This window comes from Paenibacillus sp. KN14-4R, from assembly GCF_052180255.1.
GTDB lineage: Bacteria > Bacillota > Bacilli > Paenibacillales > NBRC-103111 > Paenibacillus_AM.
This window is the reverse complement of the sequence record NZ_CP197466.1, coordinates 145,123-163,477: the sequence shown is the minus strand read 5'-3', so window position 1 is coordinate 163,477 and position 18,355 is coordinate 145,123. Positions and strand designations below refer to the sequence as shown.

Here is an 18,355-nt window from a genome sequence, read left to right as displayed (position 1 = left end):
ATCCCCATTCAATTGTCTATGTGGTCTTTCCTTATGGATATACAGGTGTAAAATGAAGGCCTGTCGTCTCTTCCCAGCCCATCATTAAATTCAAATTCTGAATCGCTTGACCCGCTGCGCCCTTCACTATGTTATCAATGACCGAAATGATCGTAATACGGCCCGTACGTGCGTCATAACACAATCCAATATCGCAATAGTTCGAACCAGACACGTGCTTCGTTGCTGGCCAAGTACCTGCATTGCGTACCCGTACGAACTTGCGTCCCTCATAATACTGACGATACATCTCTACGAAATCTGCTTCGCTATGCTCACCAACGACCTTCGCATACATGGTCGTCATAATACCGCGCGTCATCGGTACGAGATGTGTGGTAAACGTCGTAACGACTGGACGATCTGCAACACGGCTTAGTGCTTGCTCAATCTCAGGAATATGCTGATGCTTATTCACTTTGTACGCGGAGAAGTTCTCATTCACTTCTGCATAATGAGCGCTAAGATGTAAGCCGCGACCCGCACCAGATACGCCTGATTTAGCGTCAATAATAATGGAATCGAGATCAATCCAACCTGCAGCTACTGCTGGAATCAGACCAAGCAGCGTCGCCGTAGGGAAGCAGCCTGGATTGGAAAGCAATCTTGTCGTTTCCTGTACCTCATCGCCCCAAACCTCACACAATCCGTATACGGCTTCTGCCAAGTACGTCTCTTCTGCAGCTTTGCGCTTATACCACGTTTCATAGGATTCCGGCAATTTCAACCGGAAATCACCAGAAATATCGATCACTTTCAGTCCCGCATCAAGCAGCTTCGGTGCAAGCTCTGCTGCTACACCCGCTGGTGTTGGCAAGAACACAACATCTGCTTTTTGCGCGATCATATCTATATCAATACCATCTAATTGATCTGTCAAAATCTCTGTCAAATGCGGAAAGCCCGCCGCTATCGGCGTACCCGCACTCGATGATGAAATAACTGAAGTAATTTCTACATTCGGATGTGCGAGCAGCAACCTGATTAACTCCACCCCGCCGTATCCTGTTGAACCTACAATCGCTACACGAACCTTGTTATTCACTCCCATTTCAACCCCTGCCTCCCCCGCAGATTTACTTTTTTATGTATTTTTCAGATGAATCAATTTCATAACTTATCTAATACTTAAATTTGAAACTATATTTAGACCAATTGAACCGTTTGGATCTATATATAGTCTTGATTAAAGCAGCTAAAGGTATTATGAAATTGATTCAGATATATAGATATATACTAATTATTTTAAATGTTAAAAACTATGTATTATTATACATACGAAGGTATAATAATTCAATGCATATTTGCAGAACAAAAAAGCCGATCCCCTTGTAACAGGAAATCGACTTCATATGAATATGTGATTATATATGATGATGCTTAAATCCTTCGCCTAATACCTCATTCGCATCGGTGAAGATAACAAACGCAGACGGGTCAATGGATTTAACCAAATACTTAAGTTTCATCACTTCACCCTGAGAGACAACAACCATAAATACGTTACGGGCTGCGCCTGTATATCCCCCTGCGGCTTCCAGCTGAGTTAGACCACGATCCAAATCGTATAGGATCGCTTCTTTTATCTTTTCTTGATTATCCGAGATAATATAAGCAACTTTTGAGACACTAAGTCCGACCTGCACAATATCAATGACTTTACTCGTAACAAATAATCCGATCAGTGCATAGAGTGCATTTTCCCACGAAATAACAAAACCTGCTAATACGATCACCATACCATCGAACATAGCGATACATACACCCAGTGACCGACCTGTGTACTTATGCACGATCTGCGCAGCAACACTCAATCCGCCTGTCGAACCCCGTCCGCGGAACGTGATACCTACGCCAAGTCCTACCCCAATTCCGCCATATACGGAAGCTAACAGCATATTCGTTGTGGGAATGGGCAATCCCTTGGTCATTAAAACAAAGAACGGAAGCGCAATTGTGCCCACCGCTACCTTTATCCCATATTTTTTACCAAGTAGAATTGTACCGAGTAGGAATAAAGGAATATTAAAAAACCATTGTGTAATCGCCGGTTCAAAACCGAATGTGACCTGAAGAATGGTCGATACCCCAGATATTCCACCAGATGCAATTTTGTTCGGATTCAGGAACATGTTAAATGCGCACGCCAATATAAAGCATCCCGTAATTAAAAGTGCGTACTCCCAAGCCATATGCAGTGGCGAGCCGGGTATAATCCGCGGTTCCTTCTGTCTCTTACTCATTTTGTCTGCTCACCCCGTACCAAAGAAAATCCTACACCATACTGTGTAGGATTTTTCTTTTCTCTAATAAAATATCCGATTTCTATTCTTGTTTAATTTGCATGCGCAGGTAAGCATCGATAAATGCATCCAAATCGCCATCCATCACGGCGCCGACGTTGCCCGTCTCCACACTCGTCCGGTGATCTTTCACCATCGAGTAGGGATGGAAGACATAAGAGCGAATTTGTGCGCCCCATGCAATATCCGTCTGCTCCCCACGGATTTCCGCAAGATGCTTCATTTGCTCTTCGATCTTCTTCTCATAGAGCTTGGAGCGAAGCATCTTCATCGCACGTTCCCGGTTCTTGATCTGTGAACGCTCTGTTTGACACGTCACCACAACACCCGTTGGAATATGCGTCATCCGTACCGCAGAGTCTGTCGTATTAATATGCTGACCGCCCGCACCTGATGCACGGTATACATCCACTTTAAGATCTTCTGTCCGAATGTCGATTTCAACGTCGTCATCGATCTCCGGCATGACGTCACACGATACGAAAGAAGTGTGACGACGACCCGAGGAGTCAAACGGTGAAATCCGTACGAGGCGGTGTACACCTTTTTCCGCTTTCAAGTAGCCATAAGCATTAAAGCCCTTGATTAGAAGCGTCACACTCTTCACGCCCGCTTCATCCCCTGGCAAATAGTTCAGCACTTCAACTTTGAAGTCACGCTTCTCCGCCCAGCGACGGTACATCCGCAGCAGCATCTCCGCCCAGTCCTGCGACTCCGTACCGCCCGCGCCAGGATGGAGTTCAAGAATGGCATTTAGCTTATCATACGGTTGGTTTAACAGCAGCTGCAGGTCAAAGTTGGCAAGCTTGCTTGTCAGCCCCTGCATGCTCTTCGTTACCTCAGCAGCCATTTCCTCATCCGCTTCTTCTTCCGCAAGCTGTGCCATCACATCCAGATCGTCGTATTCGCTGGACAAGCTATTGAATTGCTCTACAACAGCTTTAACCGTATTAATGTCCGCAATGAGCTTCTGAGCCTGCACATTATCATCCCAAAAGCCAGGCGCACTCATCTTCTCTTCAAAATCTTCGATCATCTCTAACTTATGATCTAAGTCAAAGAGACCCCCTAAGTTCAGTTAATCTCTTCGCAATTCCCCGTAAACCATGCTTTACTTCTGGATCCAGCATCGTTAACACCTCTTCTGCACGCAAAGGTTCGCAAGTATGCAGATCAAGTCTTATGACCGCTGCTACTAACGAACCTTAGCTAAATATATACGTTTGAATCACGCGCTAATAATCATTAGCTGCCGTGGCACTGCTTAAATTTCTTGCCGCTGCCACAAGGACATGGATCATTGCGACCAATACGGTCACTTTCATCACGTACAACCGGCTTTTTACCAGCGGACTCCGCTTTGGGATCAACTGCTTGACCCTCAACAACAGCTTGACGCTCTAGATTACTCTCCATGTGTGCTCTCATAATATATGTCGCAACCTCATCTTGAATACTCTCGACCATCTCACCGAACATTTCAAAACCTTCGAACTGGTACTCACGAAGTGGGTCCGTACCGCCGTAAGCACGTAAGTGAATCCCTTGACGAAGCTGATCCATCGCATCAATGTGGTCCATCCATTTGCTGTCTACTGCACGCAGAACAACAACCTTCTCGAACTCACGCATGTTATCCGCGCCAATCAATTCTTCACGTTCATTGTACTTATTCTTCACAAGTTCTTTCAAGAGCTCAACGATCTCTTCAACTTCTTTACCCCAGAGCATCTTCTCTGTTACAGCTTCTTCGCCAAGCATGTTGTTATTCATGTACTCAGCAACTGCTTCCAATTCCCACTCTTCCGGGATTTGGTCCGCTGGGCAATGTGCTTTCACGATTCGCTCAATTGCTGAATCAATCATACCCTCTGCAATTGCACGGATGTTCTCGGATTCAAGCACTTCGCGGCGCTGCTTATAAATAATCTCACGTTGTTGGTTCATGACATCATCGTATTGAAGAACGACTTTACGAACGTCAAAGTTGTTGCCTTCAACACGTTTTTGTGCGCTCTCAATTGCACGACTCACAAGTCTGCTCTCGATTGGTTGGTCTTCTGCCATGCCCATTTTATCCATAATAGCCATGATATTCTCCGCACCGAATCTGCGCATCAACTCATCTTCCAAGGAGATATAGAATTGGGAAGCACCCTGGTCACCTTGACGGCCTGCACGACCACGAAGCTGGTTATCAATACGACGGCTCTCGTGACGCTCTGTACCGATAATGTATAGTCCACCTAGCTCTTCTACGCCATCACCTAGCTTAATATCCGTACCACGACCCGCCATATTCGTCGCAATTGTTACTGCGCCCGGTTGACCCGCCATGGATACAATTTCAGCTTCTTCCTCATGGTACTTCGCATTCAATACTTTGTGCTTCACGCCTTTGCGCTTAAGCATCTCCGACAATATCTCGGAATTCTCAATAGACACCGTACCTACAAGGACCGGTTGGTTCTTCTTGTGGCGCTCTACGATCTCATCCACAACTGCAGTGAATTTACCTTTTACCGATTTATATACCGTATCTGGCTTATCCTCACGAACCATTGGACGGTTCGTTGGAACAACGATACACTCCAGACCGTAAATTTTCTTGAATTCTTCTTCCTCTGTCTTCGCCGTACCTGTCATACCAGCAAGCTTGCGATACATACGGAAGTAGTTCTGGAACGTAATCGTAGCAAGTGTCATGCTTTCATTCTGAACTTGTAAGGCTTCCTTCGCTTCGATTGCTTGGTGCAAGCCATCACTATAACGACGACCTGTCATCATACGACCTGTAAATTCATCAATAATAACGATCTCATCTTCATTGACTACATAATCCACATCGCGACGCATAATCGCATGCGCTTTAAGCGCTTGGGTAATATGGTGATTCAGTTGAACGTTCTGATGATCAAATAAGTTATCAATGCCAAATGCACGCTCAGACTTCGCTACACCCGACTCAGTCAAAGCAACTGCACGTACTTTAATGTCAATTGTGTAATCTTCTTCTTCTTTCAAACGACTTACAAATCGATCAGCCGCATAGTACATGTCTGTCGACTTTGCAGCTTGTCCCGAAATGATGAGTGGCGTTCTCGCTTCATCGACCAGGATAGAGTCCACCTCATCGATTACAGCAAAATATAGAGGGCGCTGTACCATCTGCTCTTTGTAAAGCACCATGTTATCGCGCAAATAGTCGAAACCATACTCATTATTCGTACCATACGTAATATCACATGCGTAAGCTTCTTGCTTCTCTTCATGGGATAATTCGTGTAAGTTAACACCTACCGTCAAGCCGAGGAACTCATAGATCCGTCCCATTTCCCCGCTATCACGTTGTGCCAAGTAATCATTGACCGTAACAACGTGCACACCGCGACCAAGCAAGGCATTCAAATAAACCGGCAGAGTACCTACCAGTGTTTTACCTTCCCCTGTACGCATCTCCGCGATTTGGCCTTCATGCAGTACCATACCGCCAATTAGTTGCACATCATAGTGACGTTTGCCAAGCACACGCTTAGACGCTTCACGAACCACTGCGAATGCTTCCGGTAGCAATTCATCGAGTGTTTCACCTTTTTCAATACGCGCACGGAATTCAACCGTCTTGGCTTTAAGTTCCTCGTCCGATAAGCCTGTAAATTGAGACTCAATCGAATTAATTTGTTCTACGACTTTTAACATTCGTTTGATTTCCCGTTCGTTGGAATCACCGAATATTTTCTTTACTAATCCTAGCATGGGTGAACCCCTTCCTACAAAAAACAGTTTGCATAAATTGTAACAGTTTAGAAGGCTAGTCGCAACAAACCTAGCACGATTTACAAGCGCTCTTTTTTTTCCTACAACGATAGATGTCGAGCGAAAGAAAAAAGCTCGATCCCTGTCTTCAGGGACCAAGCTTTCCGATCTATCTAGCCGCTGGTTCAATTAAACCATATTTACCGTCATCACGACGATACACGACGCTTACTTGCTGCGAATCCATATTCGAGAAAACGAAGAAATTATGCCCAATTAAATTCATTTGAAGAATCGCTTCTTCTATATCCATCGGTTTAAAATCAAATTGTTTCGTACGTACCACTTCGAGGTCATCCTCTTCCTCGTAAGCGTTAGGTGAAGTCTCAATCTTGAATAGATCGCGCTTGCCACCTTCACTTCGAATCATGCGGTTCGTTTTTGTTTTATGTTTACGAATTTGTCTCTCAAGCTTGTCTACCACGAGATCAATCGATGCATACATATCGCTATGCTTGACTTCAGCACGTAAAATGACACCATGCAGTGGAATCGTCACCTCAACAATATGCATACCTTTTACTACATTCATTGTTACATTTACTTCATTTGTAAGGGGGGTCTCAAAATATCTTTCGAGCCTGCTCAACTTCTTCTCAACGTAGTCCCTAAGGGCTGCCGTAACCTCAAGATGTTCTCCACGGATATTGAATTTCATAGTAATTCCTCCCTTCTGTCTCCATTATACTATATTCCGCTCCTAACTTCAAAAAACCTTAACAAATAAAAACATTTCATCCACAAGTCTATTCACAACTTATTCATAATTAAGTCGTGCGAAAAAATGGCTTTAATTCTGGGTTTGAATCACTTACTCACAGAGTTATACACAGAGTTATCCACATTGTCCACAGGGTGTGGGTAAACTTGATTTATTGCATACAAAAAACTCCTTCGGCATTCAGACCGATAGGAGTTTGAGCGAGGTATCTGGAGTTTCGAACTATGAGTTGAATTTATCTCATTATAACTTGATGTCTCTCCATCATTGGTACACCTTGAGAATAATCAATTTCATAGCGCGCTTTTTTTGTAACATAACTAACATTTGGAATATCTATATCATGTTTGATTTTTGTTTCATTACTAGGAAAATAACTAAGCGCTTGTTCGAACAGCTTGAGGAAGTCTGCATCTAATCCATGTCCTGTGGATTTAATAATTTCACCATCCACATCATTAAGTGATATTTCTTTATACATGCATTTATCGATGGTTTGGCAGAATAGTTGTTTGTCTGTATGACTGACTAGTTGATCACCTTGACCATGATATGCAATAATATTACATTGATTTGAAAACATGCGATATACATGATTAAGATCTAATATCTCCTCATCATAAATAGCCTCTTGCCTCGCTAAATAATCAAATACCCCATGAATCTTTGATTGCCCTATTTGATTGGTCATCATCCTATTGGTTTTTAGATATTCAGGGAATATCCATGCGGAGTTATCGATTATTAAAGAGAACAAAGAAGGAGCAAATGCGTTGCACATGTAAGAGAGGTAAGAACCGTGTGACTGACCGTAACACCAAATACGATTAGGATTATATTTCAAATGATTATCCTTAAGAATAGCGCTGACAACAAGTACTGCCGTTATATTATCTAGCACTTGCATAATCCCCATATCATTGAAATTAGAGCGATTTTCATTTAATTTACACTTGCCAATCACTTCTAACGGGGTGGTAGGCAGCAATTTCATTAAATTAGTTGCTGATAATTTTCCGTTAGGATATAACTCTTTTTTCTCAGATCCACCCATTAAACCTAAACTTTCCTCTGTTATTGACACTTGTTCTAGTTCTTGAAACCCCTGCATAAATTCCCAACCGAAGTAATCGCATTGAACTGTAACTAAATTATACTGGTCCGAAAATTCCTTCCTCATTTTCTTGTACACATTCGAATTCGCATGGCCAGCAAAGCCCGGAATCATTAATAATATTCCCGTTTCTTCATTTACACCTAGATCAGGTTCACAAAAATAAACAGGCATTTCCCGTTCTGATGATTTATAAATGCTGGGATGTGCCGAAATATTTGTTGTATATTCCTTGGCCATATTTCCAACCCCATCTCCATTTATGTACTCATTTATCTAATCCAATTAATAGTTCAACTAATTTGAAATCAAATAAGGTGTCAATATCATGAGAATGCTCCTTGGGCATTTCATATCCAATCGTTTCTTCACTGAGAAACAAGTGAGAGCGTTAATTTTTTATAAGAATGGACATGTAGGCCATGGTATTGAAGTTATTATCTCGAAGTATCTGATATAGCTGATTTAAAAATGTAGCATTGTGTTCTACAGATTTAGAGAATGAATATAACAATTGAATAACATGATCTGTCGAGAACTGCTCACCATGATAACGGGAGAGACCAATTAATTGAAGCTTTACAATCGATACATTAAGCACCATTTTCATATATTCATCAAATACAGTCTTCCCAACTGACATTCCGATCGGGAACGCATTCTTAAATACATAATTCACTAAATAATTTTCAAGAATATAACCATGTTCATTCATAAAAGGTTTAAAGTGATGCTCATATGCATTGCGGTAACGCTCTCCAGTCTGCTCAGGTGTCACGGTTTCATCAAATTCGATTCCTTCTAAGAAATTCATATAACATGCTTTGTAGGTTTTATTAATATTGCTCATCTGTAATCTCATATCACCCAAGCCCTTTAGAAGGCCCATCTGTACTGTAACCGAGGTTGGTATTTCTGCAAGAATTCCTTGAAAATCACCGTTTTGGACCAGACGAGTGTATTTATTTATCGTTGCCAAACACGACTCAATCTCACCTTCATCAATATGATTTTGTATATTCTGATAAAATAGTCCCAAAATAACAAGACGGTCCTCTAGTGAATAATCTCGGGACTGTAAGATTTGGATCGTAAAAATACGCAGCTCCCAAAAATAACGGATGATATTATTCTGTTTCTCATGTACTTGTGTATCAAAATTCCTTAGTAACATATATGTTGAATCTTCTTCAGCCCGCATCTCTTCAAAAACAATTCCTTCTGGATTAAGCAGCACTTTTCTCGCCGCTTCCGGACAAGAAATGGAAGTCGATATTTCAAGAACCCCATTCACCTTATTGAATTCACGTGGGTAATGATTGCATACATTAGAGAGATACTTCTCTCCAAGTTTCAATTGAATCCCACACATTCTTTGTTCATTTAAAAATCGGCAATCTCCCTCCTCATTCATTATGATTCGTGCATATGCTTGATCATTCACTCCACTACGTACACGTTTAACATATTTGTTTAGATCACCGGCTAACTCACGATCTTTGACACGATTGTATTGTTTATAGGTCTTCTGATCGATATGTACTTGCCAACCATTACAACAAGTATCCTCGCATTCACCACCGATGCATTTGAATTCTGCCATATATTTGGGGACTAGCGTCATTGTTTGCTTGGTAGACATGCTAAGCACCTCCTATTTCCATTTAATTTTTCATTTATCACAATAAAAAATACACCCCGTGAGTTTAATCAGATAAACCTTCGTGTTTATCCAATATGGATCTTACAGGGTGCACCTCACAATAACTGAGTGAAATAAATTTATTAGATCGATTAACAAGCAGATTTATTTAAAATCCAGCTACAAGAGCTGAAATCGCTCATACACCCTTTGAACTGCTTGTATAACATCTATTACATCCTGATCCGTCATTCTAGGGAACAATGGCAGCGTAATTGCAGTGTTATAATATTGTTCAGCTTGAGGACAAAGCCCTTTTTCATAACCTAACTGCTGGTAATAAGGTTGTAAATAAACAGGGATGTAATGAACGTGAACACCTATATTCTCTGCTCGTAACGCCTCAAAAATCACCTTGCGATCTACTGTAAAGTTTTCTGGCTGCCAGCGAAGCATATATAAATGCCAACTGGACTCAGCTTCTTGGTGCTGTTTGGGAATAACAAGTCCCTCAAATTTCAAGAAAGCCTCGCTGTACTGCTGTGCAATTTCCTGCCTTCTCTTCACAAAACCATCCAATTTATGCATCTGCGAACAACCTAATGCTGCTTGTAAATCAGTCATCCGATAATTGTATCCGAGTTCATGCATTTCGTAATACCATGGACCGTCATTATTAATCATCTTGTCGGGATCTTTAGTCATGCCATGGCTTCGGAAAAGTAATAGTTTTTCATAATACTCTTCATTGTCTGTTACAATGACTCCGCCCTCACCTGTAGTAATGTGTTTGACTGGGTGAAAGCTGAACATCGTCATATCAGCCAAAGTTCCAACTTTACGACCACCATACAAAGCTCCAAGCGAATGTGCGGCATCTTGAATCGTAATGAGTCCATGATCCCTTGCAATCATCTGAATGCGATCCATCTCTACTGGTTGGCCTGTAAAATCGACTGCAATGATCGCTTTCGTACGGTCTGTGATACTAGCAGTAATCTGATCAGGATCAATATTATACGTATCGGGATTTATGTCCACGAATACAGGAGTACCACCTTCATATAACACACAATTACTGCTTGCTATAAACGTAATTGGTGTCGTGATCACTTCGTCGCCGGGCTTGATACCAGCAGCAAAGCAAGCCCCGTGAAGCGCTGCAGTACCATTACAGAATGCAACCGCATATTTAGCCCCCACATAGGAAGCTACCTTTTGCTCAAACTCCGTAATCTTGGGCCCCTGAGTAATAAACTCACCTTTCAGGACACCAACCACTTCAGCAATATCCTCATCATCAATCCATTGTTGTCCGTAAGGCAGAAACGTCTCACGAATTAGCGTATGGTTGTGATTATCCTCTGACATATCAATTCCCCCTCTTCGCATTCAGCCATACTAGATCAAGTTACTATCCTGTATCCATGCCTCCGTGCGTCGAATCCCTTCTTCTAAGGAAATCTGCGGCTCCCAATTAAGCAACTGCTTCGCTTTCTTATAGTTACAAAGTAACTTAGCAATCTCACTTTGTGGATGAATATGTTCCACATGCTTAATACGAGATTCATCCCCTACAATAAGTTTGGCAAGATCATTCATAGTGATATCTCTTCCTAGTCCTGCGTTCACAATATGACCATCCACTCGGTCTGAATATCCTGATTCCACCACAAATCTTGCGCAGTCTTCTACATATAACAGATCTCTCGTTTGAGTGCCATCTCCATAAATAGCAAGGTCTTTTCCGCTCAGCTTATTTTTTATGAAAATAGCTAATACGCCGCCCTCTCCCCCCGTTTTTTGAAAAGGACCGTATGTGTTAAAAGGACGAATTACTACAGTTGGTAACCTGTAAGCGTAATAGTAGGATAACACCATGTTCTCAGCTCCAATTTTAGCTCCAGCATAAGGTGAAGCTGGTTTAATTGGATGCTGTTCAGTAATCCCTTCAACATCTGTGCAGCGATCATAGACCATGCATGTACTCATAAATACCACTTTCGTATGGTATTTGCGACATTGCTCAAGAATATTGAATGTCCCAACAGTGTCATTATTAAAAGTAGTGCGTGGATCATCAATCGAATCTTGCACATTAATTGAAGCACCTAAATGATAGCAAATCTCAAAACGATGCTCATCAAATAAATTGCTAAGCAACTGCTCGTCCAAAATTGTCCCTTGAATAAATTGCTTTAACCCAGAATGTTCACGGAACTCCGCTAGATTCACTTCTCTGCCATTAGATAAATCATCCAAAATCCATATATGATGCCCATCTTCTAATAATCTCTTAGCTACCCAACGCCCAATAAATCCAGCGCCACCTGTTAGTAATATGTTCATCTATTATTCAGCTCCTCTTGCAATTCTAATGTACTATAATATATCCCAAGTTAAAGGAGTACCTTTAGAGACATCCTTTGATATCTTTTTGCCCAGTACAAGATCAAAGTATTTTGTTGGAAGACCATACCCCGGACGAATAGCTCTTATATTATCAACCGTAAGTGTTTCTCCGGCTTGTATATCACGAGAAATATAAAGTGAGCGTCTATAAACCATAGAGGGTTTCTCTTGTTGTGTCACTCCATATTTAACTGTACCAAGTGACTCCCATGCCCTCTCCGTTTCAATGACTAACGATCTCATCTCATCAGGCTCTAACGAGAATGTAGAATCCACCCCACCATCAGCTCGCAATAGAGTAAAATGTTTCTCAATGACCGTGGCTCCCAAAGCCACACTAGCAACAGCAACACCAATTCCCATTGTATGATCTGATAAACCAACCTCACATTTAAATAGTTCTCGCATATGGGGTATAGTCAGAATATTCGTGTTCTCTGGGGAGGCCGGATAAGTGCTCGTACACTTTAATAGAATAAGTTTTTCGCAACCAGCTGATCTTGCCACACGAACTGTTTCATCTAACTCAGCTATTGAAGCCATTCCAGTAGAAATGATTAGTGGCTTACCTGTTGATGCAACCTTCCTAATCAAAGCATGATCTGTATTCTCAAATGATGCAATTTTATAAGCTGGAACATCTAAAGTTTCTAAAAAATCTACTGCTGAATCATCAAATGGTGTGCTAAAACAAATGATGCCAAGTTCTTTACAACGATCAAAGATAGGTTTATGCCACTCCCATGGTGTATGCGCCTTTTGATATAGCTCATAAAGTGAATTGCCTTTCCACAGACTGTTAGGATCCTGTATGAAAAAATCGCCTTCATGGATATCTAATGTCATTGTATCAGCCGTATATGTTTGCAACTTTAAAGCATGAACACCAGCTCTTGCTGCAGCTTCAACAATTTGAAGTGCTCTATCTAGAGATTGGTTATGATTTCCTGACATTTCAGCAATGACAAATGGAGGTTCGCCTTTTCCTATTTTATATGGACCAATCTGGATTTTAGCGGTTTCACTCATACATAGCACATCCTTATGTTACGGAATTTCCTTTTCCGATTAATTCTTTTACAGGGGTATCCCATCCTTTGTGAAGCAGATGACGAACTTGTTCCTTATCCTTTTGAAAATGGATAGATCCCTGATGCTTTTGAGTAGTAGATGGTAAATTGTTCGTTCTAATTGATTTCCAATTAGACATTAATAAACTTTCTATTGTTGTACTTAGTCTTTCATAACTTGTACTTAGGGTGTCTGATGGTTCGAAATTTACTTCTTGTTGTAATATTATTTCTCCGGTATCGATTCCTTCATTAATATAATGAATTGTTACTCCTTTGGGAGTATCATCCAAAAAACTCCATAAGTTTGGGTCAGCACCCTTATTCCATGGTAATAAAGAAATGTGAAGGTTAATAATTCTTTTATCATAATTAATTAATACATGGGGTTTAATAATATGCCGGTAACCATAACTTACAATTAGATCAAAACTTCGTTCAAAATTTCCATTGAATAACTGGTCCAACTTGTCTTCCCAGTGAACAACTTCATCCCCATAAGATTTCATATGATCAATAATATGTTTTCTAGAAGGACCTAAATATAATATCCTCATTTCATCCACTCTTTCACTGAATAAGTAGATCTTCCATAATCATACATACCTTGTTAGCGCCTTGGCCATCAACAATACTCATCGCAAGGTCACTTAGTGATTTAAGTCTATCCTTACTGCTTATTAATGAATCCAACTCTTTTACAATATCTAATCCATCAACTTCATCGGATATTCCTAAATAATTATCAATTCCTAGCTCTGCAACTGACCTTGCTATTTCAATTTGATTGTCTGCAACTGCAATTGTAATTCCTGGTAAACCCACACATAGTCTCTCCCAAGTCATCGAACCGACTGAACAAATGGCAACGTTTGCAGTAGCCATTATTTGGGATATCCTATCTGTTTGTATATATAGATTGACATTATTTTTTCTATTGCAGTATTCCACAATATTATCTTTAGAAGGATGGATAGACCCTATTACAACATCAATATTTAGATTTGAATAACACTCAAGTGCATTTAATACCTTTGTTGTCTCATTCGTTGGATCTGATCCACCAAAACATACAAGTACCTTGAAAGCTGGAAATTCTTTCAATCTTATATTTTTTGGAATCAATGAAAACTCGTTTCGAAGTAACGCATATTCCGGTCCGAGTAGGGTCTTACATCCGTCAGAAACTAAACCATTGTAGCGAGTAGTCAAATTTGTATAATAATTTTGATCTAGTAACAAATCACATTCATGAGGACGATTTGCTAAATCATCAATAACCATCACTCTTTTTGTATAAGGCCTGATTTTTTCTTCCCATGTTTTATCAATGCCATAATGATCCACTACCAACCAGTCCAATTCTAACCTGGTTGTAAGAATTGTGTCGATTGTAGCTTCTGCATCATCACATCCCTCATAAATATGAAAAATCTCAACCTGTCTATTATACGCTTCTTCCAACAAAGCATGAGGAATCGCTTTCGTTATGAAAGTAACTCTATGATTATTTTCTATAAGAATACTTGCAAGGGTAAGACTTCTCATAAAATGACCCGTACCAATTGCTACAGTTGCATCTACTCTAAAACAAATATTCATACTTTTTTTTGCTCAATATGTGCATTTATAAGACTTAACGATGGCTGCACTTTTATCAAATTCAGCACTTCGGTCCATTCAAAAATTACACCCTTACTGTACAATTGCTCATATATTATCTGGATTAATTCCCAATCTTCTATTGTATCCAAGGTCCATCTGTATGGCGAAAGATCTTCATCTCCTTTGTAAGAAGCCACCGTAAATTGGTTTGTTTGATACATGTAAGGAGTTACATGCTCACGATGGCTCAATTCAACTGCCTCATAATGTGCCTTCTCTAAGCTTTTTTGTGAGAATACTTCTACATCTAACCCTCTTGGAAATGTCCGGTCTAGAGTATTGCTTGCATAATCACAATGGTTATCCATATAAAATCTAATAACCTCGCTCGTAATTTCTGGACTTAATAAAGGGCAATCCGAAGTAATCCGAACCACCACGTCAGCTTTTGCATGTTCACTAGCAATAAAATATCGAGACAACACATCTTCCTCACTACCTCTTACAACATCTACACCTAATTTTATTGCTTCTTCAACTATTGGATCATCTATTGATTGGGACGTAGTGGCAATTACAATCCGACTTATTTCTTCAACTTGTTTCACCCTTTGAACAACATGGGCTAAAACCGACTGGTCTATTAATTTTCTCATTACTTTTCCAGGAAGACGACTTGAACCCATCCTAGCTTGTATAATTGCTACAACGTTCAACTGTATACCTTCCTTTCTATGGTTAGTAAATTGTTATCTACTAACAATTCAAGTAACTGACCCCTGCTAATAGGAACACTATTGTGAGAATTATAGCAATGATCGCTTACCGGAGCTGCTCCTTCATATTTATGTGCACCCACAAATGCATTAGGAATAATGAATACCTCAGGCAGTTCTAGTGCGATATTCGCCTCTTCCTCTGTCATTAACTCCTCAAACATCTTCTCTCCTGGACGCAATCCGATCTCATCAATTGTGATAGATGCAGGGTCACAGCCGATTTGCTGACTATATTCTTGGATAATACAGTTTACTAAATCATTAAGATGGATTACCGGCATTTTTAATACGAACACCTCTCCCCCTTGAGCCATTTCCATAGCTTTCAGAGTCAGGCGCGTAGCTTGTTCTTGTGTCATCATAAATCGAGTCATATCTCTTCGAGTCACTGTAATTCTACGTTTATCTGCAATCTGTTTTTTAAACAATGGAATCACCGATCCTCTAGATCCCATTACATTGCCAAATCGAACAGCTGCGAATACCGTTTGGCTCGCACCTGCTTGAAACTGAGCTGCTGATATTAGACGCTCTGCCATTAATTTAGAAGCCCCGTATGTATTCGTGGGGGCAATCGCTTTATCCGTACTTGTGAATATTGTCTTTTTAACTCCACATTCTAGTGAAGCTCGAATGACATTTTGTGTGCCTATAATATTGGTTTGTACGGCTTCAAAGGGATTGTACTCACAAGCAGGAACGTGCTTCATTGCAGCCACATGAAATACATAATCTACATCTTGCATCGCTCGTTTTACTCGATCGTAATCCCTAACATCACCAATTAAATAGCGAATACTATTATATTCTTTCATCTCTTGTTGAAGTTCAAATTGTTTGTGCTCATCCCGACTTAATAGTCGTATAACGGCTGGTGAATCAGCTAAAATATGACGAAGTAAGCTTTGCCCGATGGTACCTGTACCACCAATAATTAATACTTTTTTTCCGCGGTAAAATGATTCCATTATCGTTTTCCTCCTGATGCAATTACAAATTGCTCATTAAGTTGCTTTACCGCATCTTCCATATATGACAAATAAACAGGGGCACTCTGAGCTATATTCCCTACAAGTGGACCTAAATGTTTAACAATTAAATTCGATTTTACTCGTAAATTTCTCTCCTCGACAATATCGGGGACATATCGCATATAAACTTCAATATAATGGTTCAAACCAAAATTAAATACCGTCTTAAAGGCTTGTCTATTTGTAATAGAACCCCATAACTTATTCACATTAGAAAATAACTTTTCACCATCACCTTTACCTTCTTTTGCATAACTATCTAGTAAAATTAGTTCGTTAAGAAGCTCTTCTAATTTCTTTATCATTGATTTCGTTTCTCTTTGTATTTGGTGTATCTTCTTGACTATTTTTATAACTGTAGCTTCATCATATCGTTTCAAATTTGATTCCAACAAAGACTTAAACCATTTAGAATCAAGTTTATTCTTGGATTCCATCTCATAAACTTCCTCAATAGGTAGCCACTTGGTATGTGCTATTTTGGCACCAACCTTGGATGTGTTAATATATTCAGCTCCTTGATAACATCCCATTAAACTCTCTAAATCTCGTAATGTTACTAACATTGACTCCGTTGTTCTATTTTTCGTATCTCTAACACTATCCACCCATTGCGTCGCATTCTTCACTGTTCTAGCAATTGCTTCTTCATCAATATGATCGACACCGGCTGTATAGTGTTGATCATTTGGATAAGATAAATCTTGACCCATAAATACAATTCGACTACACCCCAAATATAAGGCCGCCTGAATAGCAGTACCTGTCACACTTGATGTCGAACTAAACATTGGGATCTCTGCAACTGATTCAAATAGATGTCTAGTAATTGAATCATTAGTAAACATAACATGAATTAAATTATCATTATAATTGTGCAATATCTCATGTTTAATCATTGGTACATATAAGAATGGGATATGTGAAATATCTAAATCCTTAAATACTCGATAATTCGCTACACCTCCATCAATTGAGACTACTAAATGAGGTTCTATCTTATGATGCAGAAGTGCTTGTATGCTTGAACCTGCTGCAATTATAAGGCAATGATCTTTTAATTTTCGTAAATATTCAATATCAGGTTGCAACGAAGGTCCCGAGCCTACAATAATCGCTGTTTCACCCTTACATTTCGACGCTAAACCTTGTATAGATGGACTACCTAAATTTTTTGCCATATTTTTCAAAATATTTTCCGGCCATTCCAACTGAAAACTATTAAACGTTGACAGATTACTACTGTATCTTTTCAAAATTTCTGTAGCGTCTTGTTTAAAATCTTCAACTACTTGACTGTAGAGTGTATTATAGACGGGCAAAATTAAATAACCGAACGACTCCGTTACATTTTTAGATAGACTATCTAATAGTCCAAATCGTATGGATTGTTCCTGACCAAGAGCGAATGTCACAATATTGGCATGATCAAATATAGAACTTATATCTCTAGCTTCCAATGCTGCTAGAAATAGCTCATGATCCGGTTCGTAGATAAATATTTTTTTGTTTGGGAACCGTTCTAGCAAAGTTTGAATATGGTATCCTGCTCCAAATCCAAATACCAATATATTTTTCATTTCAACAACGCTATCTTCAATGGAATTAACCCAATTTTTTGCTTCATTGGTTGGGTTATATTTACTATGTAGAAACGTTATCGACTGATCCATATTAACCGCTACGATTGATTGATGATTTTTCGCTTCTAAAATGGAGTATTTTGCTATATTAAAATCTTTCCCCTGTGCAAATTTATAGATGTTAGGGAACTTTTTTTTAAGGACGGCAAGATTCAGCTTTAAATTTGTGTTCATAATTCT

General features: G+C 39.9%; 15 protein-coding genes. All 15 read right to left on the bottom strand.

Features of this window, described 5'->3' with window-relative positions; all coding sequences use genetic code 11:
• Positions 1 to 31: 31 nt before the first annotated feature.
• The 15 genes from argC to ACSBOP_RS00715 all read right to left on the bottom strand — a co-directional run bounded on the left by argC (position 32) and on the right by ACSBOP_RS00715 (position 18,349).
• Entirely contained in the window at positions 32 to 1,090 is a 1,059-nt protein-coding gene (argC, locus tag ACSBOP_RS00785) for an N-acetyl-gamma-glutamyl-phosphate reductase (protein WP_442602632.1), read from the bottom strand.
• A 313-nt stretch (positions 1,091 to 1,403) separates the two neighbouring features.
• Complete coding sequence (locus ACSBOP_RS00780) at positions 1,404 to 2,282, bottom strand: YitT family protein (protein ID WP_442602631.1); 879 nt, start codon at positions 2,280 to 2,282, stop codon at positions 1,404 to 1,406.
• 82 nt (positions 2,283 to 2,364) lie between these two features.
• A protein-coding gene (gene prfB / locus ACSBOP_RS00775; protein WP_442602630.1) for a peptide chain release factor 2 occupies positions 2,365 to 3,472 on the bottom strand; the annotation gives its coding sequence in 2 pieces (ribosomal slippage) (positions 2,365 to 3,399 and positions 3,401 to 3,472; 1,107 coding nt in all).
• A 115-nt stretch (positions 3,473 to 3,587) separates the two neighbouring features.
• Positions 3,588 to 6,098: a preprotein translocase subunit SecA gene (gene secA / locus ACSBOP_RS00770; protein WP_442602629.1), complete on the bottom strand. Its 2,511-nt coding sequence runs from the start codon at positions 6,096 to 6,098 to the stop codon at positions 3,588 to 3,590.
• A gap of 169 nt (positions 6,099 to 6,267) precedes the next feature.
• Positions 6,268 to 6,816 (bottom strand): ribosome hibernation-promoting factor, HPF/YfiA family, encoded by a 549-nt coding sequence (hpf, locus tag ACSBOP_RS00765; RefSeq protein ID WP_442602628.1) that lies wholly within the window; start codon positions 6,814 to 6,816, stop codon positions 6,268 to 6,270.
• A 298-nt stretch (positions 6,817 to 7,114) separates the two neighbouring features.
• Positions 7,115 to 8,233: a DUF2920 family protein gene (locus tag ACSBOP_RS00760; protein WP_442602627.1), complete on the bottom strand. Its 1,119-nt coding sequence runs from the start codon at positions 8,231 to 8,233 to the stop codon at positions 7,115 to 7,117.
• A 151-nt stretch (positions 8,234 to 8,384) separates the two neighbouring features.
• Positions 8,385 to 9,635 carry a flagellin lysine-N-methylase gene (gene fliB / locus ACSBOP_RS00755; protein ID WP_442602626.1) on the bottom strand — a complete coding sequence of 417 codons (1,251 nt, stop codon included), beginning with the start codon at positions 9,633 to 9,635 and terminating at the stop codon, positions 8,385 to 8,387.
• A 180-nt stretch (positions 9,636 to 9,815) separates the two neighbouring features.
• A complete protein-coding gene (gene pseC / locus ACSBOP_RS00750) occupies positions 9,816 to 11,006 on the bottom strand; it encodes a UDP-4-amino-4,6-dideoxy-N-acetyl-beta-L-altrosamine transaminase (protein WP_442602625.1) in 1,191 nt (396 codons plus the stop codon).
• A 30-nt stretch (positions 11,007 to 11,036) separates the two neighbouring features.
• Positions 11,037 to 11,984 (bottom strand): dTDP-glucose 4,6-dehydratase, encoded by a 948-nt coding sequence (locus ACSBOP_RS00745; protein WP_442602624.1) that lies wholly within the window; start codon positions 11,982 to 11,984, stop codon positions 11,037 to 11,039.
• Positions 11,985 to 12,017: 33 nt separating this feature from the next.
• Positions 12,018 to 13,076, bottom strand: a complete 1,059-nt coding sequence (pseI, locus tag ACSBOP_RS00740; RefSeq protein ID WP_442602623.1) for a pseudaminic acid synthase — start codon at positions 13,074 to 13,076, stop codon at positions 12,018 to 12,020.
• 13 nt (positions 13,077 to 13,089) lie between these two features.
• Complete coding sequence (locus ACSBOP_RS00735; protein ID WP_442602622.1) at positions 13,090 to 13,674, bottom strand: formyltransferase family protein; 585 nt, start codon at positions 13,672 to 13,674, stop codon at positions 13,090 to 13,092.
• Positions 13,675 to 13,687: 13 nt separating this feature from the next.
• Complete coding sequence (gene pseG, locus ACSBOP_RS00730; protein WP_442602621.1) at positions 13,688 to 14,719, bottom strand: UDP-2,4-diacetamido-2,4,6-trideoxy-beta-L-altropyranose hydrolase; 1,032 nt, start codon at positions 14,717 to 14,719, stop codon at positions 13,688 to 13,690.
• Positions 14,716 to 15,438 (bottom strand): cytidylyltransferase domain-containing protein, encoded by a 723-nt coding sequence (locus ACSBOP_RS00725; RefSeq protein WP_442602620.1) that lies wholly within the window; start codon positions 15,436 to 15,438, stop codon positions 14,716 to 14,718. The genes pseG and ACSBOP_RS00725 overlap by 4 nt, the downstream gene beginning before the upstream one ends.
• Positions 15,435 to 16,469, bottom strand: coding sequence for an SDR family NAD(P)-dependent oxidoreductase (locus ACSBOP_RS00720; RefSeq protein ID WP_442602619.1), 1,035 nt, complete (start codon positions 16,467 to 16,469; stop codon positions 15,435 to 15,437). The genes ACSBOP_RS00725 and ACSBOP_RS00720 overlap by 4 nt, the downstream gene beginning before the upstream one ends.
• Positions 16,469 to 18,349 (bottom strand): motility associated factor glycosyltransferase family protein, encoded by a 1,881-nt coding sequence (locus ACSBOP_RS00715; RefSeq protein WP_442602618.1) that lies wholly within the window; start codon positions 18,347 to 18,349, stop codon positions 16,469 to 16,471. The genes ACSBOP_RS00720 and ACSBOP_RS00715 overlap by 1 nt, the downstream gene beginning before the upstream one ends.
• Positions 18,350 to 18,355: the final 6 nt, after the last annotated feature.

What these genes read in the sequence shown, in the direction of transcription:
- argC (WP_442602632.1), bottom strand. Translation starts at nt 1,090, where the DNA reads ATGGGAGTGAATAACAAGGTTCGTGTAGCGATTGTAGGTTCAACAGGA.
- ACSBOP_RS00780 (WP_442602631.1), bottom strand. Translation starts at nt 2,282, where the DNA reads ATGAGTAAGAGACAGAAGGAACCGCGGATTATACCCGGCTCGCCACTG.
- secA (WP_442602629.1), bottom strand. Translation starts at nt 6,098, where the DNA reads ATGCTAGGATTAGTAAAGAAAATATTCGGTGATTCCAACGAACGGGAA.
- hpf (WP_442602628.1), bottom strand. Translation starts at nt 6,816, where the DNA reads ATGAAATTCAATATCCGTGGAGAACATCTTGAGGTTACGGCAGCCCTT.
- ACSBOP_RS00760 (WP_442602627.1), bottom strand. Translation starts at nt 8,233, where the DNA reads ATGGCCAAGGAATATACAACAAATATTTCGGCACATCCCAGCATTTAT.
- fliB (WP_442602626.1), bottom strand. Translation starts at nt 9,635, where the DNA reads ATGTCTACCAAGCAAACAATGACGCTAGTCCCCAAATATATGGCAGAA.
- pseC (WP_442602625.1), bottom strand. Translation starts at nt 11,006, where the DNA reads ATGTCAGAGGATAATCACAACCATACGCTAATTCGTGAGACGTTTCTG.
- ACSBOP_RS00745 (WP_442602624.1), bottom strand. Translation starts at nt 11,984, where the DNA reads ATGAACATATTACTAACAGGTGGCGCTGGATTTATTGGGCGTTGGGTA.
- pseI (WP_442602623.1), bottom strand. Translation starts at nt 13,076, where the DNA reads ATGAGTGAAACCGCTAAAATCCAGATTGGTCCATATAAAATAGGAAAA.
- ACSBOP_RS00735 (WP_442602622.1), bottom strand. Translation starts at nt 13,674, where the DNA reads ATGAGGATATTATATTTAGGTCCTTCTAGAAAACATATTATTGATCAT.
- pseG (WP_442602621.1), bottom strand. Translation starts at nt 14,719, where the DNA reads ATGAATATTTGTTTTAGAGTAGATGCAACTGTAGCAATTGGTACGGGT.
- ACSBOP_RS00720 (WP_442602619.1), bottom strand. Translation starts at nt 16,469, where the DNA reads ATGGAATCATTTTACCGCGGAAAAAAAGTATTAATTATTGGTGGTACA.
- ACSBOP_RS00715 (WP_442602618.1), bottom strand. Translation starts at nt 18,349, where the DNA reads ATGAACACAAATTTAAAGCTGAATCTTGCCGTCCTTAAAAAAAAGTTC.